This is a genomic window from Flavobacterium piscis (genome assembly GCF_031457575.1).
Lineage (GTDB): Bacteria > Bacteroidota > Bacteroidia > Flavobacteriales > Flavobacteriaceae > Flavobacterium > Flavobacterium piscis_A.
The window spans coordinates 1-23,880 of the sequence record NZ_JAVDWQ010000010.1 but is presented as its reverse complement, the minus strand read 5'-3'; the positions used below and the strand labels follow the sequence as shown (position 1 = coordinate 23,880).

Genomic DNA, 23,880 nt, shown 5'->3' with positions numbered 1-23,880 from the left:
TAAAAATCATCAAACCAATAGCATGAAAAAATCAATTCTAAGCCTTATTTTATTTCTATTCATGGCAGCTCACTCCTTTGCCAATGAGCTTATAGATGTAATTAATACGTTTCAGGCAGATAAATCTGCGCTGCAAAATTTTTATTCCAACAAAGAGTCGGAAGAATATTATGTGCGTTTTTCTAAGTTTTATGACGATTGGTCGAAAACAGTACAAAATATTGATTTTAAAAATTTATCAAAAGACGGAAAAGTAGATTATCTATTGCTGAAAAATTTGATAAATAAAGAAAATTATTTTTTACAAATAGAATACAAAGGCTATAAAGAAGTGGCTTCGGTTTTAGATTTTTCAAATGATATTAATCTTTTTATCAAGGAAAGAAGAAGAGGAAAACGACCTGTTTCCAATCAACTGGCAAAAGTTTTTGATGTTGCAGGAAATAGCATTGATAAAAAAACGGAGTTATTAAAAACCAAACCTTTTAAAGATTGGTTTGCTGCAGATAAAGCCGCTAAATCCGTTGCTTCTCTTGGGCGATCATTGAAAGAAGCTTATGAATTTTATTATAGCTATGATCCTGATTTTACCTGGTGGATGGAAAATCCGTATAAAAAATTATCAGATAAACTTAAAATGTATGAGGATTTTTTAAGAGCAAACTATTCCAAAACAAGTATAAAAGATGATGGAAGCGGCATAATTGGAAAACCAATTGGAAGAGATGCTGTAATCAAAAGTTTAGCGTATGAATATATTCCGTATTCCCCGGAAGAACTAATAGCCGCAGCACAAAATCAATTTGAATGGTGTAAAAAAGAAATGATTAAAGCGGCTACAGAATTAGGTTACGGAAAAGACTGGAAAAAAGCACTCGAACATGTTAAAGATACTTATGTACCTGCAGGCGAGCAGCCACAGGCGATTACCAATTTGTATAATCAATCTGTAAAATTTATCGAAGACAGAGACTTAATTACATTGCCGGATTTGACAAAAGAAACCTGGCAGATGATTATGATGACACCGGAGCGCCAAAAAGTAAATCCGTTTTTTACCGGAGGCTGGGAAATCAGTATATCCTATCCAACAGAAGATATGGATCAGAAAGACAAGCTGATGAGTATGCGCGGTAACAATCCCAACTTCTCTTTTGCCACCGTACAACACGAATTGCTTCCGGGACATAATCTGCAGTTTTTTATGAACAGCCGTTACAAATCGTATCGCGCTCCTTTTGATACTCCGTTTTGGATGGAAGGCTGGGCTTTGTATTGGGAAATTAATCTTTGGAACAAACAATTTCCACAAACGCCGGAACAAAAATTAGGCATGTTATTTTGGAGAATCCACCGTTGTGCCCGAATCATTTTTTCATTAAAATATCATTTAGGCGAACTGACTCCACAGCAATGCATTAATTTATTAGTGAATGAAGTAGGCCATGAATATGCAAATGCAGAAGCTGAGGTCAGACGTTCGTTTGCCAGCGGGGATGCGCCCCTATATCAGGTAGCCTATATGACAGGAGGTTTGCAATTTTATGCTTTAAGAAATGAATTGCTGGCCAAAGGCTGGACAGAAAAACAGTTTCACGACCGGGTTCTAAAAGAGAATATCATGCCGGTAGAAATGCTCAGGATTTTATTAGAAGATTTGCCTGTTTCTGAAGATTATAAAACGAATTGGAAGTTTTCAACTGATTTTAAATAAACAATAGCAGTTTTAAAAGTAGAAAATTATCTGGTAAGATTGGTTTGAAAAAATTGAATTAGATGAATTGAATTATTAATACGGATTACAAAAACAGGAATTATTGGGGACGATACGTTATTTTTTGAGAGATGCTTTAGGAATTGCTGCAAGTATAAATAAATTTTCACGACAATCGGATATTTTTAATATAGTAAGTTATTCCCAAACAGAAAATGTTGTTAGTACTATAAAAACAATTAAAAGAGATTCCAGGCCAGATGTAGCAGGTTTGGTTTTAGAACTTTATAATAAAGAGTTTGGTATACATCCTGTAAAAATTACCGGGCTGCCAAAATATTTGGATGTAGCTGCAACAATTACCGAAGATGGAAAGTTTCTTACGATTTCCGTGATTAATGCTACAGACAAAGATTACACTTTAAATCTGGATTTTTTAGAAGGAAAAATAGTATCAGAGGGGAAAAAATTTATCATTACAGGATCTGATGATTTGATTTATAAAGACCAAAATTCTGAGAATATAAGTATTCAGGAAGAAGTAGTAAATATTTCAGGCCATAGTTTTGTAGTTCCTAAAGAAAGTGCCAGCATTTATAAGTTCGGCACTAAATATTAAAATAAAAAATAAAAAATGAGAAATTTAAAATTAATTGCATTTTTAGGACTATGCTTAATAAGCTCGGGAAATAGTAAAGCTCAGGACTATTGGACTAAACTAAATAGTAAAAAATCAACCCTTGAAATCGACAAAGGATTTATTAATTTAAGTACAAAATTTTTTGAATTAAAATTATTAAAATCCTCTCAAACAGTAGCGGCTTTGTCTCCTCTTAGCGATAAAACTTTCGATTTTACGCCCGGAGAACGACTTTCTATTCGTGATAAAGACGGTTTATATCAATTGGGAGATATCAATCTTCGGATTAAAGCAGCAGATGGAAGCTGGAAAAGTTATTCCACAGCTGCCAGGAGAGCTTCTGTTACGGCTTTGAATGTTTCAGGAAATGTTTTGGCGGCAGCTGATCTTTCGAATACATTCCCAGCCGATATTCCTCTAACGATAAAACGTTTTTATGAAGAAAAAGAAGGGAATTTAATTCTGCGTTTTGAAATTACAAATAAATCCAACACCGCTCAGGAAATTGGAGCATTAGGTATTCCGATGGTTTTTAATAACATTTTAGAAGGAAAAACATTAGATGAAACGCATCTTCACAACGTTTTTTTTGATCCCTATATTGGTAAAGATGCCGGTTATCTTGAAGTGAAACGATTGAGCGGTCACGGGCCGGCATTGTTATTACTGCCAGAGCAGAATATGCCTTTTGAAGCGTATCGTCCCTTATTGGATGATGAAACGCCAAGAAGTATTGTTTTTGAAGGTTTCCACGAATGGATGCCATTAAGTAAAGCCTATGCAGATCAGGAATGGAAAACTGCCGAACAATGGAATACACCAACTTCATTAGTACTTCAACCGGGAGAAGCTAAAAGTTTTGCATTGAAGTTTGTACTAGTTGACCAAATCGAAAACATTCAAGCTAGTTTACTTCAGAACGAGCGTCCTGTGGCAGTGGGAGTTCCGGGTTACGTTTTGCCTCAGGATGTTGATGGACAGCTTTTTCTAAAATATAAAAAAGCAGTAAAATCTTTTAAAATTGAACCAGAAGGGGCTTTAGTAATAGAGGAAAAATCAAAAAATAAAAACGGCTATTTTCAATATGCAGTACACGGAAAAAAATGGGGAAGAGCCAGATTAACAGTAGTGTATGAAGACGGATTAGAGCAAACGATCAATTATAAAGTAATAAAATCTGAAACGAATGTAGTAGCTGATTTTGGAAATTTTTTGACAACAGCACAATGGTTTGATGAGAAAAATGACCCTTTTCACAGAAACCCTTCGGTAATCTCCTATGATTATGAAACCAAAAAACAAGTAAGTCAGGACAGTCGTGTCTGGATTGCCGGTTTAAGTGATGAAGGCGGAGCAGGAGGCTGGCTTGGGGCAATTATGAAACAGTTGATTGATCCGAAAAAAGAAGAAATAGAAAAGTTAGAGCAGTTTATTGATAAAACTTTGTGGGGAGGTATTCAGTATAATACCGCAGATACACTTAAATACGGAGTTAAAAAAAGTGTTTTTTATTACGAACCTACTTTAATGCCTGAAGGAACGTACAGCAAAGATGTAAATTATAAAACCTGGGCAGCATGGGACAAAAAAGGGGCTGATGATCCGGGAAGATCCTATAATTATCCGCACGTTGCTGCGGCGCATTGGACTATGTATCGTTTAGCCCGTTATCATGAAGGTTTGGTTACCAATCACGCCTGGGATTGGTACTTAAAAAATGCTTACGAAACCAGTATTGCAATGACAAGATTAGCGCCTTATTATGCGCAGTTTGGACAAATGGAAGGAACGGTTTTTTTATTGATTTTAAAAGATTTAAAAACGGAAGGATATACAGAAATGGCCAATAATCTGGAAGCTAAAATGAAACTTAGAGCCGATCATTGGAGAACGCTTAATTATCCTTTTGGAAGTGAAATGCCATGGGATTCTACGGGTCAGGAAGAAGTGTATATGTGGTCTGATTATTTTGGATACACAGATAAGGCAAAGATTACACTGGATGCTATTTTAGCCTATATGCCTACGATGCCGCACTGGGCATATAACGGAAATGCCCGCAGGTATTGGGATTTTTTATACGGAGGAAAATTATCCAGAGTAGAGCGTCAGATCCATCATTATGGTTCGGCTTTAAATGCGATTCCGGTTTTGGAGCAATTCAGAAAAACACCTGATGATTTTCATTTGCTAAAAGTAGGTTACGGTGGATTGTTAGGCGGAATTTCAAATATTACAGAAGACGGTTTTGGATCCGCTGCTTTTCACTCGTATCCTGAAACTTTAAGAATTGATTATTTATCAGGAGATTACGGTTCCGGTTTCTTTGGTTACGCTGTCAATACAGCTACATTTATTACTAATGAAAAAGACTATGGCTGGGTTGCTTTTGGAGGTAACTTAAAAGAAAAAGGAGATGAGGTTGAAGTAGAAATTACAACAGCAGCCAAATCCAAAATATTCATTGCACCAAAAAAAATATGGCTGACACTAGATGCAGGAACATTTAAAAAAGTAAATTACAATACTAAAACGGGTGCTGTTACAATTACTTTGGATGGTAAAACAGTTTATACGCCTAATGCTTATTTAAGAGTAGATCAGGATGTGAAATTGCCTTATGAAAAAGTTAGAGGCGCCTATAAAATCACTTTGAAAAATAAAGCTGTTCAAATTAAATTATAAGTATGAAATGAAGCAGAAATCAAATAAATACTCTTTAATAATAATATTTTCTTTATTTGGAATATTTGCCAGTCTAAATTCCAATGCCCAGAATTTTGAGAAATTTTTTCCGAAAAAAGACCTTACCACAGTAGGCGTATATTATTATCCGGAACATTGGAATGAAAGTCAATGGGATCGTGATTTGAAAAAAATTGCTGAAATGGGTTTTGAGTTTACCCATTTTGGCGAATTTGCGTGGGTACAATTAGAACCGCAGGAAGGTGTTTATGATTTTAAATGGATGGATAAAGCCATAACTATTGCGGCAAAATATAATTTAAAAATTATCATGTGTACATCAACAGCGACACCTCCTGTATGGCTGGTTCGCAAGCATCCTGATATACTCGCTACTTATGAAGATGGTACCAAAACGGATCACGGTTCGAGACAGCACGCATCATTTTCAAGTAATTACTACCGAAGCTATTCTTTAAAAATGATTGAACAATTAGCAAAAAGATATGGTAATAATAAAAGCATTATTGGCTGGCAGGTAGATAATGAACCTTCGCGTTTTCTGGATTATGGATCGGATGCGCAACAACGCTATCGCAATTGGTTAAAGGAAAAATATGTAACTATTGACGCCCTAAATGAGTCCTGGGGAAACAATTTCTGGAGCGGGACTTACAGCAATTTTGATCAGATTAATATTCCGTTACATAAAGAATGGGGAATGAACCTCCACTCCCAATTAGATCATTACAGATTTGCTGACGAGGAAACAGCAACTTTTCTCGATAGCCAGGCACTTACCATTCGCAAATACATAACCAAAGACCAATGGATTACGTCTAATTACAGATCCAACTATAATGAAAGTTTTGTTGGAATGAGCAAAGAATTGGATTTTGACTGTTATACACGCTATTTAGTATATGGTGGAAGTCTGGGAATAGGCTCAAAAGGATATCGTTTAGGTGATTATACCAGTATTGGTATGTCGAATGACTTTTTTCGTCCGTTAAAAGGCATGTATGGGTGTATGGAACTGCAGCCGGGACAAGTAAACTGGGGAAGTATTAATCCGCAGCCATTACCCGGAAGTGTACGTATGTGGTTGTGGCATGTTTTTGCCGGAGGGAGCAAATTTGCTTGTACGTATCGTTTTCGTGCTCCTTTATATGGTTATGAGCAATTTCATTATGGTATTGTAGGTACAGACGGTGTAACACCAACCGTTGGTGGTATAGAATTTGCCCAGTTTATAAAGGAAATTAATGCATTACGAAAAATTTATGATGCTAAAGCAGGATTACCGGATTACCATTTAAAACGTAAAACCGGAATTCTTTTTAATGCAGATAATGTGATGGGCATTGAGTTAAACAAGCAAACAAAAGAATGGAATACGATTGGGCATTTCTTAAAATATTATAAAGCGACAAAATCTTTTGGGGCGCCGGTTGATTTTGTTCGGGATACCACTAATTTCTCCAGATATCCTTTTTTGATCGTGCCTGCTTATCAGATGATTGACCAAAAAATGATCGATAAATTAACTTCGTATGCCAAAAGCGGAGGGAATTTAGTGTTGAGTTGCCGATCAGGAATTCAAAATCGTCAGGGCCATCTTTGGGAGGCTAAGTTTTATGAACCCATGTGGAATTTAATCGGTTCTCAAATAGAATCATATGATTTGTTAATGCCACAATCTCCGGGTATAATAAAATTTAATAATCAGGAATTTAGTTGGACGAGTTGGGGAGATTTACTAAAACCAAATAAAGAAACTGAGGTTTGGGGAACCTATGACGGCGATTTTTACTCAGGAACACCTGCTATTATTTCACATCATTTAGGAAAAGGAACAGTAACCTACATTGGCGTAGATTCCAAAAATGGAGACCTCGAAAAACAAGTCTTAAGGAAATTATATCAAAAACAAAATACTCCTATAGAAGATTATCCTGAAGGAGTTATGGTTGAGTATCGCGACGGATTTGGTATCGCAGTCAATTATTCGGATAAAGTCTACAACATCAATTTACCAAAAAACGCCAAAATCATTATTGGAACTACAGCTATAAAAACTGCTGATGTACTGGTTTGGAAGTATTAATAAAAACCAATCGGATATAATTCGCAAAATATATTATTGAACAGATAGAAACATAGATTTAAAATTAAAGCTAAAGATTTTTTTAGAAAAACATGTTTTTTTACATAGAACTATGTGTATTTAGATAAGTGAAACGCCTATTCCTCAGCGTAAGCCAAAGCTATGATTCTATGTTACAGGTAAAGTAAATAAGGATTCAAATTAATTTATAAGATACAATGCTGAAAATGAAACTATTTTACAGTCTTATTATACTCGTTTTTACCGGAACTGTTTTCGCCCAAAAGGATGTTAGTGTAAATTCCCCCGGAGCAAACAATCCTATTTTACCGGGCTGGTTTGCTGATCCTACCATTAAAAAGTTTGGAGACATTTATTATATCTACGCCACTACTGATAATGAAATGCTGGCATCCGGAGCGCCTACTGTCTGGTATAGTAAAGACTTTAAAAACTGGTATAACTATATTATGGAAATCCCTTCATTTTCAACAAAATCGATTACCAATTTTTGGGCTCCCGATATAATTGAAGGCGACGATAGAAAATATTATCTGTACTTTGGAAATTGCGAAACAGGCTGTAATATTTATGGTTATGTTTCAGATTCACCAGTTGGACCCTGGAAAAAACTAAGTGACGACGACACTCCGGTAATTTCAAATGGATATCCAAGAAAAAACTTTCCATCACTCGATGCACAGTTTTTTAAAGATTCCGATGGGAAAATATACGGATATTGGGGAACGTGGGTACATTACAATGGAGGTTATGCCGTAGGAGAGTTAAATAAAAATACCATGAGCGGAATGACACATTCCACAAATATACCATTAGCACAAACGCCCGCTCCATTTGAAGCAGCTTATATGATGAAAAAAGGCTCAAAATATATCCTGATGTATTCCGGAGCGTCTTGCCATGATGAAACATACAATGTCCGCTATTCGTATTCAGATTCGCCTTACGGACCTTTTACTCCCGGGAAAAACAACCCTATTTTGAGTACAAATGAAAATAAAACGGTTCATGGTCCGGGACATCATTCTGTTTTACAAGAGAAAGACGATTATTACATTGTATATCACAAACACGATTACCCGATGACCAGAGGCGGGCTTGCCAGACAAGTTTGTATCGATAAAATGATTTTTGAGAATGATTCGACAATTCAAACCGTTATACCTTCAAATAAAGGAATAGAGTTGTTAAAATCTGAAGTTCCGGAGGATATTGCTTTTAAGAGAAAAACATCGGCTTCTTCTTTTTATCATTTAAAATCTACTCAGTACGATTATGAGTATAAACCTTCTTACGCTACAGATGATAATAATGCCACCATGTGGAAAGCGGCCAATAATATTTCTCCGCAACATCTAATTGTCGATTTGGGTTCAGAAAAAAAGATCAAAAGGGTAATAACCCAATTTGAATTTGCCAGTTATTATTACCAATATAAAATAGAATATTCTTTGAATGGAACTAAATGGCATCAGTATGCCGACAGATCTAAAAATCGTACAGCCGGAAGTCCGATGATTGATGATAATGAGGTTACGGCACGTTATATAAAACTAACCGTTTTAGCGACCGAAAAAACAGGGCTTTATGCCGCAGTTTGGAACATAAAAGTATATAGTTCACTATTTGATCTTCCATTAAACTTAAAAAACAGAGAATCCAATACTGCTCCTGCGGTAAAAAGTACTAAGAAACTACTTGTTGATTTAGATGCAGGCAAAATTTTTAATAATTCAGATTTAAATACCATTTCTAACAAAGGTTCTATTGGAGGAACGTTTACAAAAAATGGAGAAGTATCTTTAGAAAAATCAGAGGGAATTAAGGCTTTTAATTTTACAAATGGCGCTTTTATATTAGATAAACCGGTACCAAAATCCTTAGCATGGAATGGTTCTTATACCGTAGCAGCCTGGGTTAAAAATCCTGAAATAGCAAACGAAGGAGAAATTTTGGCATCGTGGTGTGACAGGCATGAATTTGGTCTGGCAAATTCATACAATGCGTTGGCTTACAACAGCGGAAATTACGGTGCAGGCGTACATTTAGACGGCCATTTTGATATGAAATTTACTAAAACTCCGGAAGCGAATAAATGGCATTATATTGTTCTGACTTTTGATGGTGTTGTAGAGAAAGTGTATGTAGATGGTATTTTAGATAATTTACAAAGGATGCTGTTATCATCAGCCATAGATAAAGCTAAAATTATAATTGGTGCATCTGATATTGGAGAAAATTTCTCCGGTTTTATAGCTTCATTACGTATATATGATTATGCGCTGAATCAGGAAGAGTTACTTCAACTGATGAAACAGACAAAACCTAAAATACAATAAAGTAAGATTGATTAATTTCGCTGTTTAACGAAAAAAGTAAAACAAAAAATGACAATAGGTATAGGCGACTCTACTGCAGCAATTGAATTAGAAAAAATAGAAAACAGGACTCAGGATGTACAACCAATTCAATTAGAAGAATATTTGCAACGCACACAAAAGGCGACGCAATTAATGAGAGAGCTTTCTGTTAAAGCTTTATATCTTAATGCCGGAACGAACCTGTATTATTTTACAGGAACGCTTTGGAATGCTTCAGAAAGAATGGTTGGCGCATTACTTTTTGAAGATGGTTCGTTAGAATATATTGCTCCAAAATTTGAAGAAGGAACTTTTAAAAAATACATGAAAGTTCAGTCCACCATTAATTGTTGGGAAGAACATGAATCTCCATATATTTTATTCGGAAAATTATTGAAGGATAAAAATCTGGCTAATGGAACAGTCGCTATTGATGAATCTTCGTCTTATTTTTTAGTTGACGGAATTTCAAAAGCAAATGGCGGCTATGATTTTATAACAGCACAAAATATTACATCAGCTTGCCGAATGCAAAAATCTAAAAATGAGATTGCGATAATTCAAAAAGCAAAAGATATTACAATGGAGGTGCAACGGGTGGCTGCTAAAATCTTAAGACCGGGAATTACAGTGAGCGAAGTCGTAGATTTTATCAATAAAGCGCATATAAAAGCAGGAATACCTTCAGGCTCTTATTTCTGTATTGTTTTGTTTGCAGATGATACGCAATATCCTCATGGTGTTTCTGTTCCGCAGCCTTTAAAAGAAAATGAAGCTGTTATCGTGGATACAGGTTGTAGATTAGAAGGATATCTTTCTGATATTACAAGATCGTATGTTTATGGAGTTCCTTCAGAAGAATACAAAACCATTTGGAATTTAGAAAAAAAGGTTCAGTTTGCTGCTTTTGAAGCTGCCAAAATTAGTTCTTCATGTGGATCAGTTGATGATGCAGCCCGAAAAACTTTAGCAGATGCCGGGCTTAGTCCGGATTATGATTTACCCGGATTACCGCACAGAGTGGGGCACGGTACCGGACTTGATATTCACGAATATCCATATTTGGTCCGCGGAAGCGAAATAAAACTATTGGAAGGTATGGTGGTAAGTAATGAACCCATGATTTGTATTCCGGGAAAATTCGGAATCAGACATGAAGATCATTTTTATATGACCGAAAGCGGAGCAAAATGGTTTACTACGCCAATGCATAGTGTTGATAATCCTTTTGGGTATTAATTGTTATTATTAAAAGAATAAAAAATGAAACGATTATTACTTTTACTGCTAACCATTTTATACTCTGGTGTTCAGGCGCAAGAAAGCGTCATGATTACTATTGAAACCGAAAGTTCTGCTTTGGTTTTGAAAGTAGGAAAAAACAAAAAGTTGTATCAAACGTATTTTGGGACAAAGTTGAATAACAGTTCAGAATATGAATTGATTTCGAAAGAAAACACTAAGAAGTTTGCGGTAAATGATGGCAATCCTTTAATTGATCTTCGTCATCTTGCTTATCCCACTTTTGGGACTGATAATTTATTTGAGCCTGCTATTCGAATAACGCACAATGACGGAAATCCTTCGTTAGAATTAGAATATCAAAGTCATTCCTCTCAAAAAACAGATGCTAATTCTACAGAGATCATTATCAAACTAAAAGATCCTCAATATCCTGTTTTTGTCAATCTTCATTACAAAATATTTTATAAAGAAGATGTAATTGAGTCGTGGACAGAAATTCAGCATCAGGAAAAAAAAGCAGTAACACTGTATAACTACGCTTCATCGGCTTTGCATCTGGATGCAGATAAATATTGGCTGACTCAATTCTACAGCGATGTTGTCGAGGAGATGAGAATGGAGGAAAGTCAGCTCACAAGAGGAAGTAAAGTAATCGATTCAAAATTGGGCGTACGAACCAATATGTTTGCAGCGCCAGGTTTTTTTCTTTCTTTAAATTCAAAATCGGGTGAAAATACCGGAGAAGTCATTGCAGGTTCAATAGCCTGGTCAGGAAACTTTAAGTACACATTTGATCTTGACAATAATAACGAACTGAGAATTATTTCAGGAATCAATGAATTTGCTTCTGAATACAATTTAGAACCCGGAAAAACATTTAAAACGCCTGCTTTTATTTATACTTTTTCAAATCGCGGAAAAGGGCAGGCCAGCAGAAATTTACACGCCTGGACCAGAAAATATGGACTTAAGGACGGAGAAAAACCCCGTCTGACTTTATTAAACAATTGGGAAACCACATTTTTTGACTTTGACCAGGCCAAATTAGCTAAGATGTTTGAGGATGCCAAAACCTTGGGCGTTGATATGTTTTTGCTTGATGATGGCTGGTTTGGAAATAAATATCCAAGAAGTGGTTCTGTATCGGGCTTAGGAGATTGGCAGGCTACTAAAGCAAAACTTCCGGATGGTATTGGTTTTTTGATGGAACAAGCTAAAAAGAAAGACGTAAAATTTGGTATTTGGATTGAACCGGAAATGGTCAATGAAAAAAGCGAACTGTATGAAAAACATCCGGATTGGGTGTTAAGTTTACCCAATCGTGAAAAGAGCATATATCGTACACAACTGGTTTTGGATTTATGCAACCCAAAAGTACAGGATTTTGTGTTTAAGGTTGTAGATGATATTATGCAAACCCAATCTGGTGTGGCCTTTTTTAAATGGGACTGTAATCGGATGATGACAAGTGCTTATTCTGCTTATTTAAAGAATCAGCAATCACATTTGTTTATAGAATATACAAAGGGTTTGTATAAAGTTCTCGACAAAATAAAGAGCAAATATCCCAATCTTCCCATGATGCTTTGTGCCGGTGGCGGAGGAAGGGTTGACTACGGATTACTGAATTATTTTACCGAGTTTTGGGCAAGTGACAACACTGATCCTTTTGACCGGGTATTTATTCAATGGGGATATTCTAATTTTTATCCTGCGTTGGCAACTTGTAACCACGTGACTTCTATGGGGAATCAATCCATTAAATTCAAAACTGATGTGGCTATGATGGGTAAATTAGGTTTTGATATTAATGTTGGCGAACTAAAGCAAAACGAATTACAATTTTGTCAGGAAGCAGTTTCAAATTACAAACGATTGAGTCCTGTTATTTGTCAGGGAGATTTGTATCGATTGATTTCGCCTTATGAGGAGAGCAGGGCAGTATTGATGTATGTTAATGAAAATAAAACACAGTCGGTAGTTTTTTCATATACCCTCCACCCGCTAACAGATCCTAATTACAGTCGGGTAAGATTAGAAGGGCTCGATCCTTCAAAAAGATATGAAGTTAAAGAAATTAATATCATGCCAGATGCCAGGAATACTTTTGAAGAATCCGGAGCTGTTTTTTCCGGAGATTTCCTGATGAAAATTGGATTGAAAGTTTCTTCTTCTAAACAAGAAAACAGTGTTGTCTTAGAACTTACAGATGTCGAATTTAAGGATTAATTTTTAGTACTATTTTTAAGTAATAATTTTTTTGGATATTTAGGTTGTTGTTGGGTTAAGTTATTGTTTAATAAATAGATATAAATAATAATCTAGGTAAAATAGTATTAAATACAGTTAATATTATCTTATAAAAAGTATAATTTAGTATATATATTTACAAAGAACATAAGTTCTTAACCTACTAAATTAGAATAAATATGAAAAAACTTTTCTTACAAACCCTTCTTTTTCTTTGCAGTTATTTTGCAATGGGTCAGAAAACCCTTTTTACTCCTACAGAATGGAGCAACCCCAACAATGAGTATTACAATAACATATCGAGTTCAAGAAGATATGAGTCGACTAATTTTGTTCTTTACTGGGGCGATAAGGTAGGCGCCAATCCGGCAGCATACCCGGATGCGTCATTACGTTTTGTACCTAAATCGGTTGCTGATACGCTTGAAACCAGTTTTAAGCGTTATATAACCGATTTAAAGTTTATTAACAATGCATCTACAACAAATTTCGGTAAATACAAAATCATTATTATGATGTTGAATACCTGGAATTCTTCAGATGGCCGCTTGCAGGGGTTTGCTCATGCGAGTTCGTTTAGTAATACAATTGGTGCCATGTTTGTTCATCCTGATGCAACCAGGGATGGTGGTGCATTGTCTCATGAGTTTGCCCACACGCTCCAGATGATGATGCGTATTCAGGAAAACCCGGGCAATGGAACTGCTTTTGCAGGTTATGACTGGGCGGGTCCGTTTTTTGAAGGGCACGCTAATTTCATGCGGGCCCAGGCCTATTCTAAATGGGCAGAGATTGATGGGACCCTAACCAGATGGATACAAACCAGAAACTTTATGTGGTCATCTAACCGTCATCATTACACAAATTTTCATCTGATGTATTATGTTCAGGAAAAAGAAGGTTTTGATTTCACCAGAAGAATGTGGGCCGAATCAAAAAATCAGGAACATCCTCTTGAAACTATTAAAAGATTAAAAGGTTTTACACAGGATCAGCTTGACGATTATCTTTGGGGTTATGCGCAACGACAACCGGCATTCGATTATCCTATTCAATGGAATTCGCAAATAAATACAACCAGTAATTTCGGAAAGAAAATTAGAGAAGTATATACCTCCATTAAGAACTATATGCCTCGATATACAAGCAGGCAATATACGCTTCTTACTAAAGTAGCCGGTACAACAGACCAGTTTTACACCAATAATGATTGGGCTCCGCAGGATTATGGAATGAACATAATTCCGTTATACCCAACATGTACCGGTACACAAAAGAAAGTTACGATTAAATTTAAAGGACATACAGAAGTGAATCCGACACAGGCAGGATGGCGATATGGTTTTGTTACCACAAAAGCCGATGGTACCGTATCTCGTTACAGTCCAATGTATAAGACTGATGGAGAAGCGTCATTTACCTTAAATACATCAACAGAATCCGGTATTTTCCTGGTCGTATTTTCAGCTCCAAAAGTGCACGTAAATTATAATATGGATGAAGGATATCCGAAACAAAGAAGATATCCTTATGAACTAAAAATTGCGAATGCCAATCCTGAAGGATTTCAGCCAGCAGCCGATTTTAGAAAGTTTCTTAAAACAAATGGACATTTACATACTAATGGTGGAGGATGGGTATCAAATAATGCAAGTGTTGCATCAACGGTATATGTTGGTCCCTATGCAGTTGTCAGAGGTGGCACTATTTCAGGAAATGCCCGTATAGATGAATACGCAATGGTAGATGGAGGAACTATAAATGGTAATGCAATTGTAAGAGGAAATGCATGTGTTTACAATGCAAACTTATCAAATAGTGCCATTGTTGAGGGTAATGCCTGGATGGAAGGCGGTTCAGTTAGTAGTACTGCCAACATTAAAGGGAATGCGATGTTGTTTGCAGGAAACTTTGGTGGTTCGGTTGTCGTAGGTGGTGATGCGGAAATTGGAAGCTGTTCTACGGCAGGCGTTTACCTCCAGTTTCCTTATTGGAGAAATGGCAGGGCAGAATGTGATGGTAAAGGCGCCAGTGATGCTTCTAATGTTGATATAAATCCTGCATTCACAAACTTTTCTGCTGCAACAATGGCTTTTAGTACAACACCAACCTGTAATACTACATCAAGTGCTAAGAAGGCAATTCCTGATTCTGAGTCTGAGGCAGATTTGAGTATATACCCAAATCCGGCAGGTGAAAACCTGACAATTTCATTTATGCAAACTGAAAAAGAAAAAGTAACCATCACATTGTTTGATATTAACGGGCGTAAAATAAATGTTATAACAGACAAGACTTATGAGGTGGGGCGAATTAATATTGCATACAATTGCAATCATTTAATTTCAGGTGTGTATTTGTTGCGTATTCAAACTGGAAATACCATCGTAAATAAAACATTTATTAAACAGTAATCATTATTAAAAATTGCCCTGTCAATATAATAATTGGCAGGGCTTTTTTATTTTAAGGGTTTTTACGCCGGATGATACATGGATAGAAAATAATTGGGAAAGTAATCAATTGATTTTGATTTCAAAGGAGAGATCTATGGTTTCTCTTTCAATCCCATTTCAACAGTTACAAACAGATCCTAAATTACAGATTCAACTCCTTTTAAAATAACATCTTCAAAAGGGATTGTATAAAAATTGTTGTAGAGTGAGAATCATTGATTTACTTTTTCCAACCCGATCCTTATTCCTAACCTTATAATAATTTTTAACATTTAGAATATTAAATTATTAATTTAAATTTTGCTCTCTGAATATATTGGGTGTGATTCCAACCTCTTTTTTAAACAAACTGGAAAAGTACGTAGCATTTTCAAATCCCAGAGAAACAGAAATTTCGGTAATATTCATTTTTCCCTCTTTCAATAAGTTTTTTGCTTCTGAAATTAAATAAAGATGAATAAGTTCCAAGGCTGTCTTTGCTCGTTTTCTACGTATATGTTTTCCAACTCCGATGAGAATTCTTTTTACTATTTTGTTCTTAAAATTATTACACAAAAGTATATTGCAGAACAAGTCAAAACGATAACAAAAGATACAAAATTGGTAGGTTTATTTTTTTGCTAAACGATTTCTAATCCGGCTTTTTAGAACATTTTGATTTGTTGTTGTCTAAATTAACCGAGCGAGTACGAATAAAGGGCAAAAGCCCAAGCAAGCCTGGAATAATAAATAGTCAAAGTGCTCGTTAGGGGAATAATCGTTCTTTCAAGGGTTTTGATGGAAAACAAAAAAGTTAAAGGAATAAAACGTCATATCGTGATTGATAAAAATGGATTTTTATTAGCCAGTTATAGTAACAGTAGCCAATGTTCACGACAGCAAAGCCGTGATCTGAAAGGATGGTCAAATTATCTGCTGTAAAACTATTATTGAATAAAATTTAAACAGGCTCTACAGGTATACAATGAATAAATAAAAACACCAATTTGATCTTTTCAAATTGGTGTTTTTATTTATTGAGATATGAGCTTACTCCTGAATGGATGTGCTGGATTATTTTTTTTCTTCTCTTTCTTTTTGGAGGTAAGTAATAAAGGCTAAGGGTGAAGCACCAGTTATTTTTTTAAATGTGGTTGTAAATCTGCTATGGGATAAAAAACCAGATTGATCAGCAAGATAACTTATTTTATATTTCAAATAGTCGCTGTCATTCCTCAAACGATCAACAATGAAATTAATTCTTAATTCACTGATATAGCTGGCAAAATCTTTTTTATTATGTTTTTTAATAACGTATGATAAATAGCGATGGTTTATGCCAAGTTCTCCGGCCATAGAATTTAAAGATATATCCTTATTGAGATACATCTTAGATTTCTCAAATTTTTGGATACTTTCTAAAATGCTTTTTTCTGTTTCCACAGACATATAATCTTTTGCAGTATCTTTTTTTAGAGTTGCCTCAATTTCAGAAAAAGTCTCAGTTTCCTTTTTATTTATAAATTTTTTAAATTTTTTATAATCCTGTTTTCGTCTGTAAATATATAATCCTAATGTAAGTATAACAATAAAAATACAGCTTCCAATAATAATAAAAGTACTCTTTTGGTATTTTGATTGGGTATCTATTTGCTTTTTTCGGAGTGTTTTAATTAAGTCATTTGCAATGATTTTTCGGTTGTATTCTTCACTTTTGTGCAATTTCTGATACAATTCATTGTAAGAGATGTACTTCTTACTATTTTCGGTCTTCTTATAATAATCAAGTAAAGAGCTGTACACTTCGTCTTTTAATGCAAAGAAATTAGAAGCATCCGCTATTTGCTCGGCTTTTTGGTAGTTGAGTGCTGCACTTTTATAATCTCCACTTGATGTATATACGTTTCCGAACCCATTATAGATAAAACCTTTTAATGGACTATTTGATGATTTTGACTGATCAAGTTCTTTATTTGACTTTTCATAAAAGTATAAAGCCGAATCAATTTTATGTAATAAAAGATAGTTTTTCGCTATTAGTTCCCCATTTACAGCTAACTGAAAATACCTGTCAATATTAGGACCAGCTTTTTCAAACAATTGATTTCCTTTTTTAAGGCTGGCTATAGCTTTCGAATAATTAGCGTCAATCATTTCATAGTATGCTATTTCCTGAGACAGGTTTCCCTGAAATTTATACATTTCATTTTTATCCTCAATTTTTCTACTCACGGCAACTGCTTTTTGCAAATAAATTTTACCTATGCTCGGAATTTCATTCTCACGATAAAGTGTAGATAAAAAACCATTTATTCTTGCCTGGAAAGTATAATCTTTATCCAGTATAGCCAAACTGTCTGCATGTACCAGAGCAGAAGCAGCTTCTTTTCGGATTCCATATTGACGTAAAAGAGTTGCTTTAAGCATATATGCTTTTATTCTTTCTGAATTATTTTTTGAAATCTTGTAAAGATAATCAGTATTGGCTAATGCTTTTTTTGGGTTTGAACTTAACAATACCTGAGATGTCTCAGAAAAAATACTGTCGTATTTAGATGCCTGGGCATGGCATTGAAAATGAGAAAAAACAATTATGAATAAGAAGGGGATAAATTTGTAATGCATATAACTATGATAAATTGAAACAACCAGAGACTTTCTAGAATGCTTTCTTTATTTTTTAAATAGCAAGTCTCTATTTTGGCTAAAATTCTGCAAATGTAATTATTTACTTTAAAGTATATTTATTTATTTATGAAATAAATTATATAAATCCCTGCGTAGGTATTAAATGTCTTATGAATTACTAATATTAGATTTAATTTTTGGTAAATAACATTATTTGATATTAAAAAAAAACTAAAAATTTAATGCTTATTAGAAAATATTTGAAAAGAATATATTAAGTAATTTAAAAGTTTAACTGATTGATTTTTAGTGTTTTGAAATACAAACATTTTACCGTTTGCGTAATAGGTAAAGTCTTTTGATATTTTTTTTAAAATAGATTCACCAGTTTTGCAGCTGTTTAGCATCAGAAAAAATAGTAGTTTTTTTCATGCAAAAAAAAATAGCTTAAAAATACTGTTTTGTTAACTTCTTGTTTGAAAATGAGGTTTCTTTAAATTTTTTACAAATTGAAATTTATATAATTGTTAATAATTTTTGAATATCATGATTTTAAGCAGTTTTAGGAAGTATTTTTTTTATTAATACTTTAAAAATAAGTTATATTATGCTTTTTTTAGCAAACTTGAAATAGTAAAAAGAATTCATTTTGTAGAATAAGTTCTACAAGTGACTTTATAATATTCTACGTATTATATAATATGCATAAACTAGTTTTGTACATGTTTAAAAATAAAATATCCCAAAATGAATTATAATATGTGAATTGTTCAAGACAATCTATTCATTTAAAAGACCTTCCCCAAATCTCTTTGAATATTAGTTGTCGTTAAGTTAGTGTTGATGTTTTAATCTAAAACTGGTTTTATTTTTAAAACGTTAATTTTTTTGCTATTTAATAATAACCTAATTAAAACAATTATTTGAGTTTTTATTTTCTTTAACTCATTATTTTTTGTGTCATTTTAAAAATATAAATTTTGATTAGAAAATTTTTAACGAATAATACATTTAGTTTATTAAAGCTAAAATTCAAGCAGAGAAAAATAATTCATTACACTTTATTGGCAAGTGTTATTTTTTTACAAGTAATTGTGGTTGTCATCTGGTATAATGAAACAGCAAATGAATCTAATATAACAAAGACTTTAAATTCTTTAAATTCTTTGAATAGAATATCAAATTTTACGAGTAAAATAAATAACTCATTTATCGATTCTCAAAGGAGTTTTAATGCTTATACAAGTAATAAAAATCAAGCTTCTCTGGAAAAACATATTGTTTCTTTAAAGGAAATAAGGCATTTAATTGATAGTTTGAATTTAGTTACTGTTAAGGATAAGGAATTTATGAAGATACTAGCAGAAAAACATCAATTAGGATCTGAGATTTCAGCCTTAAAATCCGATATTGATTCTATTATTATGATGCAACTTGACCTTAATAAAAATAGTACTCCAAAAGTTTTTAAACTCAACAAATTTGAGTATAAAAATATTTTGAATAGTATTGATATAGAGTCTTATATAAAAACTGACAGTGTATCGCGAAAAGGATTGTTTTCAAGGATAGGGGATGCATTAGCAGGAACAATCAATGTGCAAAAGGAGCAGTTAAATATAACTGTTACTATGAAGTATATGAATAAGATAGTTTCAGGAAGTATTGAAGATCAGATAGTCAATTTATTTACAGTTACTAATAAGTATTATGAAAATCAATTTATAAATTTAAAAAACTCTTTTGCAAGTTTAGATGAGCAAAATTCAAAATTGATTGAGCTTAATAATAAATTACAAACTTTACTGCCTGAAATAATACTTAATTATAACAAATCCTTAAATATTCTTCAAAAAGATACTCAAAAACAATTACAAAGCCAATATGAGACTAATAAGAAAGTAAAGAATTATACAATAGTAATGTTAATAGTATTGATGTTTATTATATCCATTATACTTTTAAGTTTTACAAGAATGGCTTTTGAATATGAAAAAAGATTAACTACCGCTCAAACTCAGATTCGACAAAGCTTAAATTTTAAAAACAGGATCATGGGGATGATAAGCCATGAAATTAGATCTCCGTTAAGTATAATTTCCATTTACAGTAAAATGATTGGCTCGTCTGTAAAAGATACGGAGATAAAAGAAACCTTTGAATCGATTCAATTTACAACAAATTCACTGCTTCTTTTGGCAAATCAAATCTTAGAGTATTCTAAAGATGAAAATCAATCACCTAAATTAAAAAACAGAAATTTTTATTTAAAAAACGAAATAAATCAGATTATTTCTTCCATGAGTTCATTAGTGGAGACCAAAGGAAATAAAATAGAAGTTACTACTAATTTAGTTGAAGACTATGAAGTTTATTCAGATGCTACGAAAATTCATCAACTCTTTTATAATATAATTGGTAACGCCAATAAATTTACAAGCCACGGCCTCATTTCGATTGCTATTGATTCTGAAGATATTACAGGCAAAGAACTGAACTTAAAAGTAGCAATTCAGGATAATGGAATTGGAATTTCAGAAAATGATTTAAAAAATATATTCGAATCCTATTATCAGGGAACGGTTTCCGGAAAAGTTGATAATCTGGGTGTTGGTTTAGGGTTGAATTTATGTAAAGAAATTGTTGAATTATTTGGCGGGGAAATTAGTATTCAGAGTGACGAAGGGAATGGAACGAAGGTAGTATTTAATTTGATCCTGAAATTAGGTTAGAATATAAAATTGTGGTGAAAATTGGCTTTTGTTGTGCAATTTTAAAAAAAATAAGAAAGGTAAATAACAGATAAATTTTTATAAATATAGATGACATCATCAAATAGCTATAGTTTTTTAATTGCTGATGACCATAGTGTCGTCAGGCAGGGAGTTTCTTTAATTATTAAAGAGCTTTTTTTAAATGCTGCGATTCACAAGGCTGGAAATTTTAAAGAGATTTTTAATGTACTGAAAGAGGTAAAAGTTGATTTATTGATTTTAGATGTAAATTTTCCAGAGGGAAATAGTATTAGTATTTTATCAGAAATTAAAACAATTCAGCCAGACATTAAAATACTGATATTTTCAGTTCATGACGAGAATATTTATGCAATGCGATATTTGAACGCCGGAGCATCAGGATACCTGAGTAAAGAAATTTCTGAGGATGAAATAAAATATGCGATCAATACTATAATTTCATCAGGAAGATATATTACCCAGAATATTAAAGACAGGATTTTAGATTTTTATATTTCAAAAAAGCCAGTTAATCCATTAGACCTTTTATCCAATAGAGAAATTGAGGTAGCCCAACTGTTAATTAAAGGCTATGGCAACCTCGAAATATTAGAATTGTTAAACATTAAAAAAACGACAGTGAGCACTTATAAAAACAGAATTTTTGAAAAATTAGAAATTGACAATTTAGCCGATTTAATAAAATTTTTCCAGCTGTATTATGATGGGTAAGTAAAAAAATGCAGGTAAATTCCTAATTTACTATTCACACCTTTTTAATCAAATTTGGCGATGTGATAAAAACATAGGCAATTTTTACTTAATAGGTTTACAATGATATCCTTGAATTTAATCATTACAATATTCAGAGACCGTGGAAATCTTTGATTACTTTTTTATAGAATTTTAATTATTAATTATATGGTGGATTTTACTTTAAAAATTTTAACGACAACCAGAAAATGGACTTTGAATATATTTCTGGTCTGCTTTTTATTGGTATTATGTGCTAATAAAAGCTTTGCGCAAGCAGGAAAAGATGGCGCATTAACAGTAACAGTTGCAAATACTGTATTAAACAGATATACAAGAGTGACTGCCGATGTATTAGCTGGATCTAATACTGTAACAGTGACTAATATAGCTGAATTAAACCGGGATGCAATTTCATATTTGCCAGCCGGTTATGTAACAAATGCTGCAGGATTTGTTTCCAATGCTTTGGCAACCGGTGATTTAATCATGTTGTATCAGGCACAAGGAGCAACTATTAATTCTGATAATACAATTGATTACGGTGCTGTAACAAATTACAATGGGGCAGGTTCTTATGAATTGGCATATGTAAGCAGCGTTGCCGGTAATGTTATTACATTGAGTTGTAATACCCGCTTATCTTATTATGCAGCCCGATATGTTCAGGTTATAAGAATTCCACAGTATACCACATTAACAGTTACCAACCCAGGAACTGTTGTTGCCACTCCATGGGGGGCACCTACTTTCGGTGGAGCGGATGAGTCGGCTGTAGAGCGAAGAAAAGGTGGAGTTGTTGGAATTCTTGCGGACAATATTGTCAATAATGGCTCAATAAATGCAAATGATGCTGGTTTTAGAGGTGGTACGAGAGAGAATACAACTTCTCCTCAAGGAGCCACTTTCTATACCGACTTTAGAACTACAAATGCTGCCTTGTCTGCTGAAAAAGGAGAAGGTATTGCTGGTTACAGAGAAGATTATGATACCTCATTTGGAGGCAGATATGGTAGAGGCGCAGCAGCTAATGCGGGCGGTGGCGGTAATGCACATAATTCTGGCGGTGGAGGAGGAGCCAATGGAGGGGATCCTTTAAATTGGTTTAGAGGAGCCGGTGTAATGAATGATTTTGGTACCTGTGGTACTCCGGGTGCCTGGGCTTTAGATCCAAATTATATTGCTAATGGAAATTCATTAACCAATTCTTCCGGTGGAGGTAGTGGAGGATATACGTATTCTGCATCAAATTTAGATGCTTGTACTGTGGGACCATCCTATCCGGCAGGTTTTATCTCAGCAGGTGTTCCCGCAGCAGCTGTTTCTAATACTTTATGGGGAGGAGATTTTAGAGATGCAGTAGGAGGATTAGGAGGAAGACCATTAACATCAACCGGCATGCAAAGCCAGATTTTCTTTGGTGGTGGTGGTGGTGCCGGGGACGGAAATGACAATGCCAGTGCAGATGGTGGAGATGGTGGAGGAATAGTTTTCTTAATCGTTGCAAATGATATAACAGGTAGCGGTACCATACAAGCTAATGGACAAAATGGATTTAATACAATCGGAGGACATAATGATGCTCCCGGTGGTGGTGGTGGTGGTGGAACAGTTTTAATAGAGGCATCAACACTGGCAAATACCATAAATGCAAATGGAGGAAGTGGAGGTAATCAGTTAATTACTACAACCGAAGCCGAAGGTCCGGGTGGAGGTGGAGGTGGGGGTGTAATCTCTATTAGAGCTACTACAGATTCATCTGCTAAAACAATTCTTGGGGGTATAAATGGCCAAACTGACTCCTCTTCAGTTACAGAGTTTAAAGCTAATGGTGCTACTAGTGGTAATAGTGGTTCTATTTTGGCGATCACTGTTACCCTGAACTCGTCTGTTTGTCAGACAGATTTGCAAGTCGATAAAATAGTTGACAATGCTACCCCTAATGTTGGAGACAATGTAACCTTTACGATCACTGCGACAAACAATGGTCTAAATAATGCAACGGGAGTTTCGGTAAACGATGTGCTTCCTGCGGGTTACACCTTTGTGAGCGCAACGCCGTCTGTGGGAACATGGACAGCACCAGACTGGACTATCGGCAGCCTTGCCAACGGTGCGAATGCAACGTTGAGCATCATAGCTACGGTAAACGCTTCAGGTTCTTATGAGAATACGGCAACGATAACAGGAAATGAGCCTGATCCGACGCCTTTAAACAATACCTCTACTACAGAGCCGGTACCGGTTGCCCAGTCAGACCTTCGTGTGGTTAAGACAGCAAGCAGCGCTACCCCTAATGTAGGCGAG

General features: G+C 34.4%; 12 protein-coding genes and 1 pseudogene. 11 read left to right on the top strand and 2 right to left on the bottom strand.

From position 1 onward, the window contains the following. Positions 1–22 precede the first annotated feature (22 nt). From J2W48_RS14580 to J2W48_RS14545, 8 genes are all read left to right on the top strand, one after another. Entirely contained in the window at positions 23–1,714 is a 1,692-nt protein-coding gene (locus J2W48_RS14580; RefSeq protein ID WP_310282373.1) for a DUF885 family protein, read from the top strand. Positions 1,715–1,817: 103 nt separating this feature from the next. Then, positions 1,818–2,333 carry a hypothetical protein gene (locus tag J2W48_RS14575; RefSeq protein WP_310282372.1) on the top strand — a complete coding sequence of 172 codons (516 nt, stop codon included), beginning with the start codon at positions 1,818–1,820 and terminating at the stop codon, positions 2,331–2,333. A gap of 15 nt (positions 2,334–2,348) precedes the next feature. Beyond that, positions 2,349–5,039: a DUF5695 domain-containing protein gene (locus tag J2W48_RS14570; RefSeq protein WP_310282371.1), complete on the top strand. Its 2,691-nt coding sequence runs from the start codon at positions 2,349–2,351 to the stop codon at positions 5,037–5,039. A gap of 7 nt (positions 5,040–5,046) precedes the next feature. Continuing rightward, positions 5,047–7,146: a beta-galactosidase gene (locus J2W48_RS14565; protein WP_310282370.1), complete on the top strand. Its 2,100-nt coding sequence runs from the start codon at positions 5,047–5,049 to the stop codon at positions 7,144–7,146. A 227-nt stretch (positions 7,147–7,373) separates the two neighbouring features. Then, positions 7,374–9,506, top strand: a complete 2,133-nt coding sequence (locus J2W48_RS14560; RefSeq protein WP_310282369.1) for a family 43 glycosylhydrolase — start codon at positions 7,374–7,376, stop codon at positions 9,504–9,506. Positions 9,507–9,554: 48 nt separating this feature from the next. Further along, on the top strand, positions 9,555–10,766 hold the full coding sequence (locus tag J2W48_RS14555) for a M24 family metallopeptidase (protein WP_310282368.1): 1,212 nt from the start codon (positions 9,555–9,557) through the stop codon (positions 10,764–10,766). A gap of 24 nt (positions 10,767–10,790) precedes the next feature. Then, positions 10,791–13,001, top strand: a complete 2,211-nt coding sequence (locus tag J2W48_RS14550) for an alpha-galactosidase (RefSeq protein ID WP_310282367.1) — start codon at positions 10,791–10,793, stop codon at positions 12,999–13,001. A 200-nt stretch (positions 13,002–13,201) separates the two neighbouring features. After that, entirely contained in the window at positions 13,202–15,436 is a 2,235-nt protein-coding gene (locus J2W48_RS14545; RefSeq protein WP_310282366.1) for a DUF6055 domain-containing protein, read from the top strand. A gap of 330 nt (positions 15,437–15,766) precedes the next feature. Here the strand turns inward: J2W48_RS14545 and J2W48_RS14540 are convergent, their stop codons facing one another. Together J2W48_RS14540 and J2W48_RS14535 are read right to left on the bottom strand one after the other, a co-directional pair. Next, positions 15,767–16,033: a helix-turn-helix domain-containing protein gene (locus J2W48_RS14540; protein WP_310282365.1), complete on the bottom strand. Its 267-nt coding sequence runs from the start codon at positions 16,031–16,033 to the stop codon at positions 15,767–15,769. A 498-nt stretch (positions 16,034–16,531) separates the two neighbouring features. Next, on the bottom strand, positions 16,532–18,082 hold the full coding sequence (locus tag J2W48_RS14535; RefSeq protein ID WP_310282364.1) for a helix-turn-helix domain-containing protein: 1,551 nt from the start codon (positions 18,080–18,082) through the stop codon (positions 16,532–16,534). Positions 18,083–19,065: 983 nt separating this feature from the next. Between J2W48_RS14535 and J2W48_RS14530 the strand changes: the two genes are divergently transcribed. The 3 genes and pseudogenes from J2W48_RS14530 to J2W48_RS14520 form a co-directional block, all read left to right on the top strand. Next, positions 19,066–20,817, top strand: coding sequence for an ATP-binding protein (locus J2W48_RS14530; RefSeq protein WP_310282363.1), 1,752 nt, complete (start codon positions 19,066–19,068; stop codon positions 20,815–20,817). Positions 20,818–20,907: 90 nt separating this feature from the next. Further along, positions 20,908–21,552: a response regulator gene (locus tag J2W48_RS14525; protein WP_310282362.1), complete on the top strand. Its 645-nt coding sequence runs from the start codon at positions 20,908–20,910 to the stop codon at positions 21,550–21,552. A 189-nt stretch (positions 21,553–21,741) separates the two neighbouring features. After that, positions 21,742–23,880, top strand: a pseudogene (locus J2W48_RS14520) (DUF11 domain-containing protein); the annotation flags it as partial.

Coding starts and splice junctions, on each gene's coding strand:
- J2W48_RS14580 (WP_310282373.1), top strand. CDS start 23: ATGAAAAAATCAATTCTAAGCCTTATTTTATTTCTATTCATGGCAGCT.
- J2W48_RS14570 (WP_310282371.1), top strand. CDS start 2,349: ATGAGAAATTTAAAATTAATTGCATTTTTAGGACTATGCTTAATAAGC.
- J2W48_RS14565 (WP_310282370.1), top strand. CDS start 5,047: ATGAAGCAGAAATCAAATAAATACTCTTTAATAATAATATTTTCTTTA.
- J2W48_RS14560 (WP_310282369.1), top strand. CDS start 7,374: ATGAAACTATTTTACAGTCTTATTATACTCGTTTTTACCGGAACTGTT.
- J2W48_RS14555 (WP_310282368.1), top strand. CDS start 9,555: ATGACAATAGGTATAGGCGACTCTACTGCAGCAATTGAATTAGAAAAA.
- J2W48_RS14550 (WP_310282367.1), top strand. CDS start 10,791: ATGAAACGATTATTACTTTTACTGCTAACCATTTTATACTCTGGTGTT.
- J2W48_RS14545 (WP_310282366.1), top strand. CDS start 13,202: ATGAAAAAACTTTTCTTACAAACCCTTCTTTTTCTTTGCAGTTATTTT.
- J2W48_RS14535 (WP_310282364.1), bottom strand. CDS start 18,082: ATGCATTACAAATTTATCCCCTTCTTATTCATAATTGTTTTTTCTCAT.
- J2W48_RS14525 (WP_310282362.1), top strand. CDS start 20,908: ATGACATCATCAAATAGCTATAGTTTTTTAATTGCTGATGACCATAGT.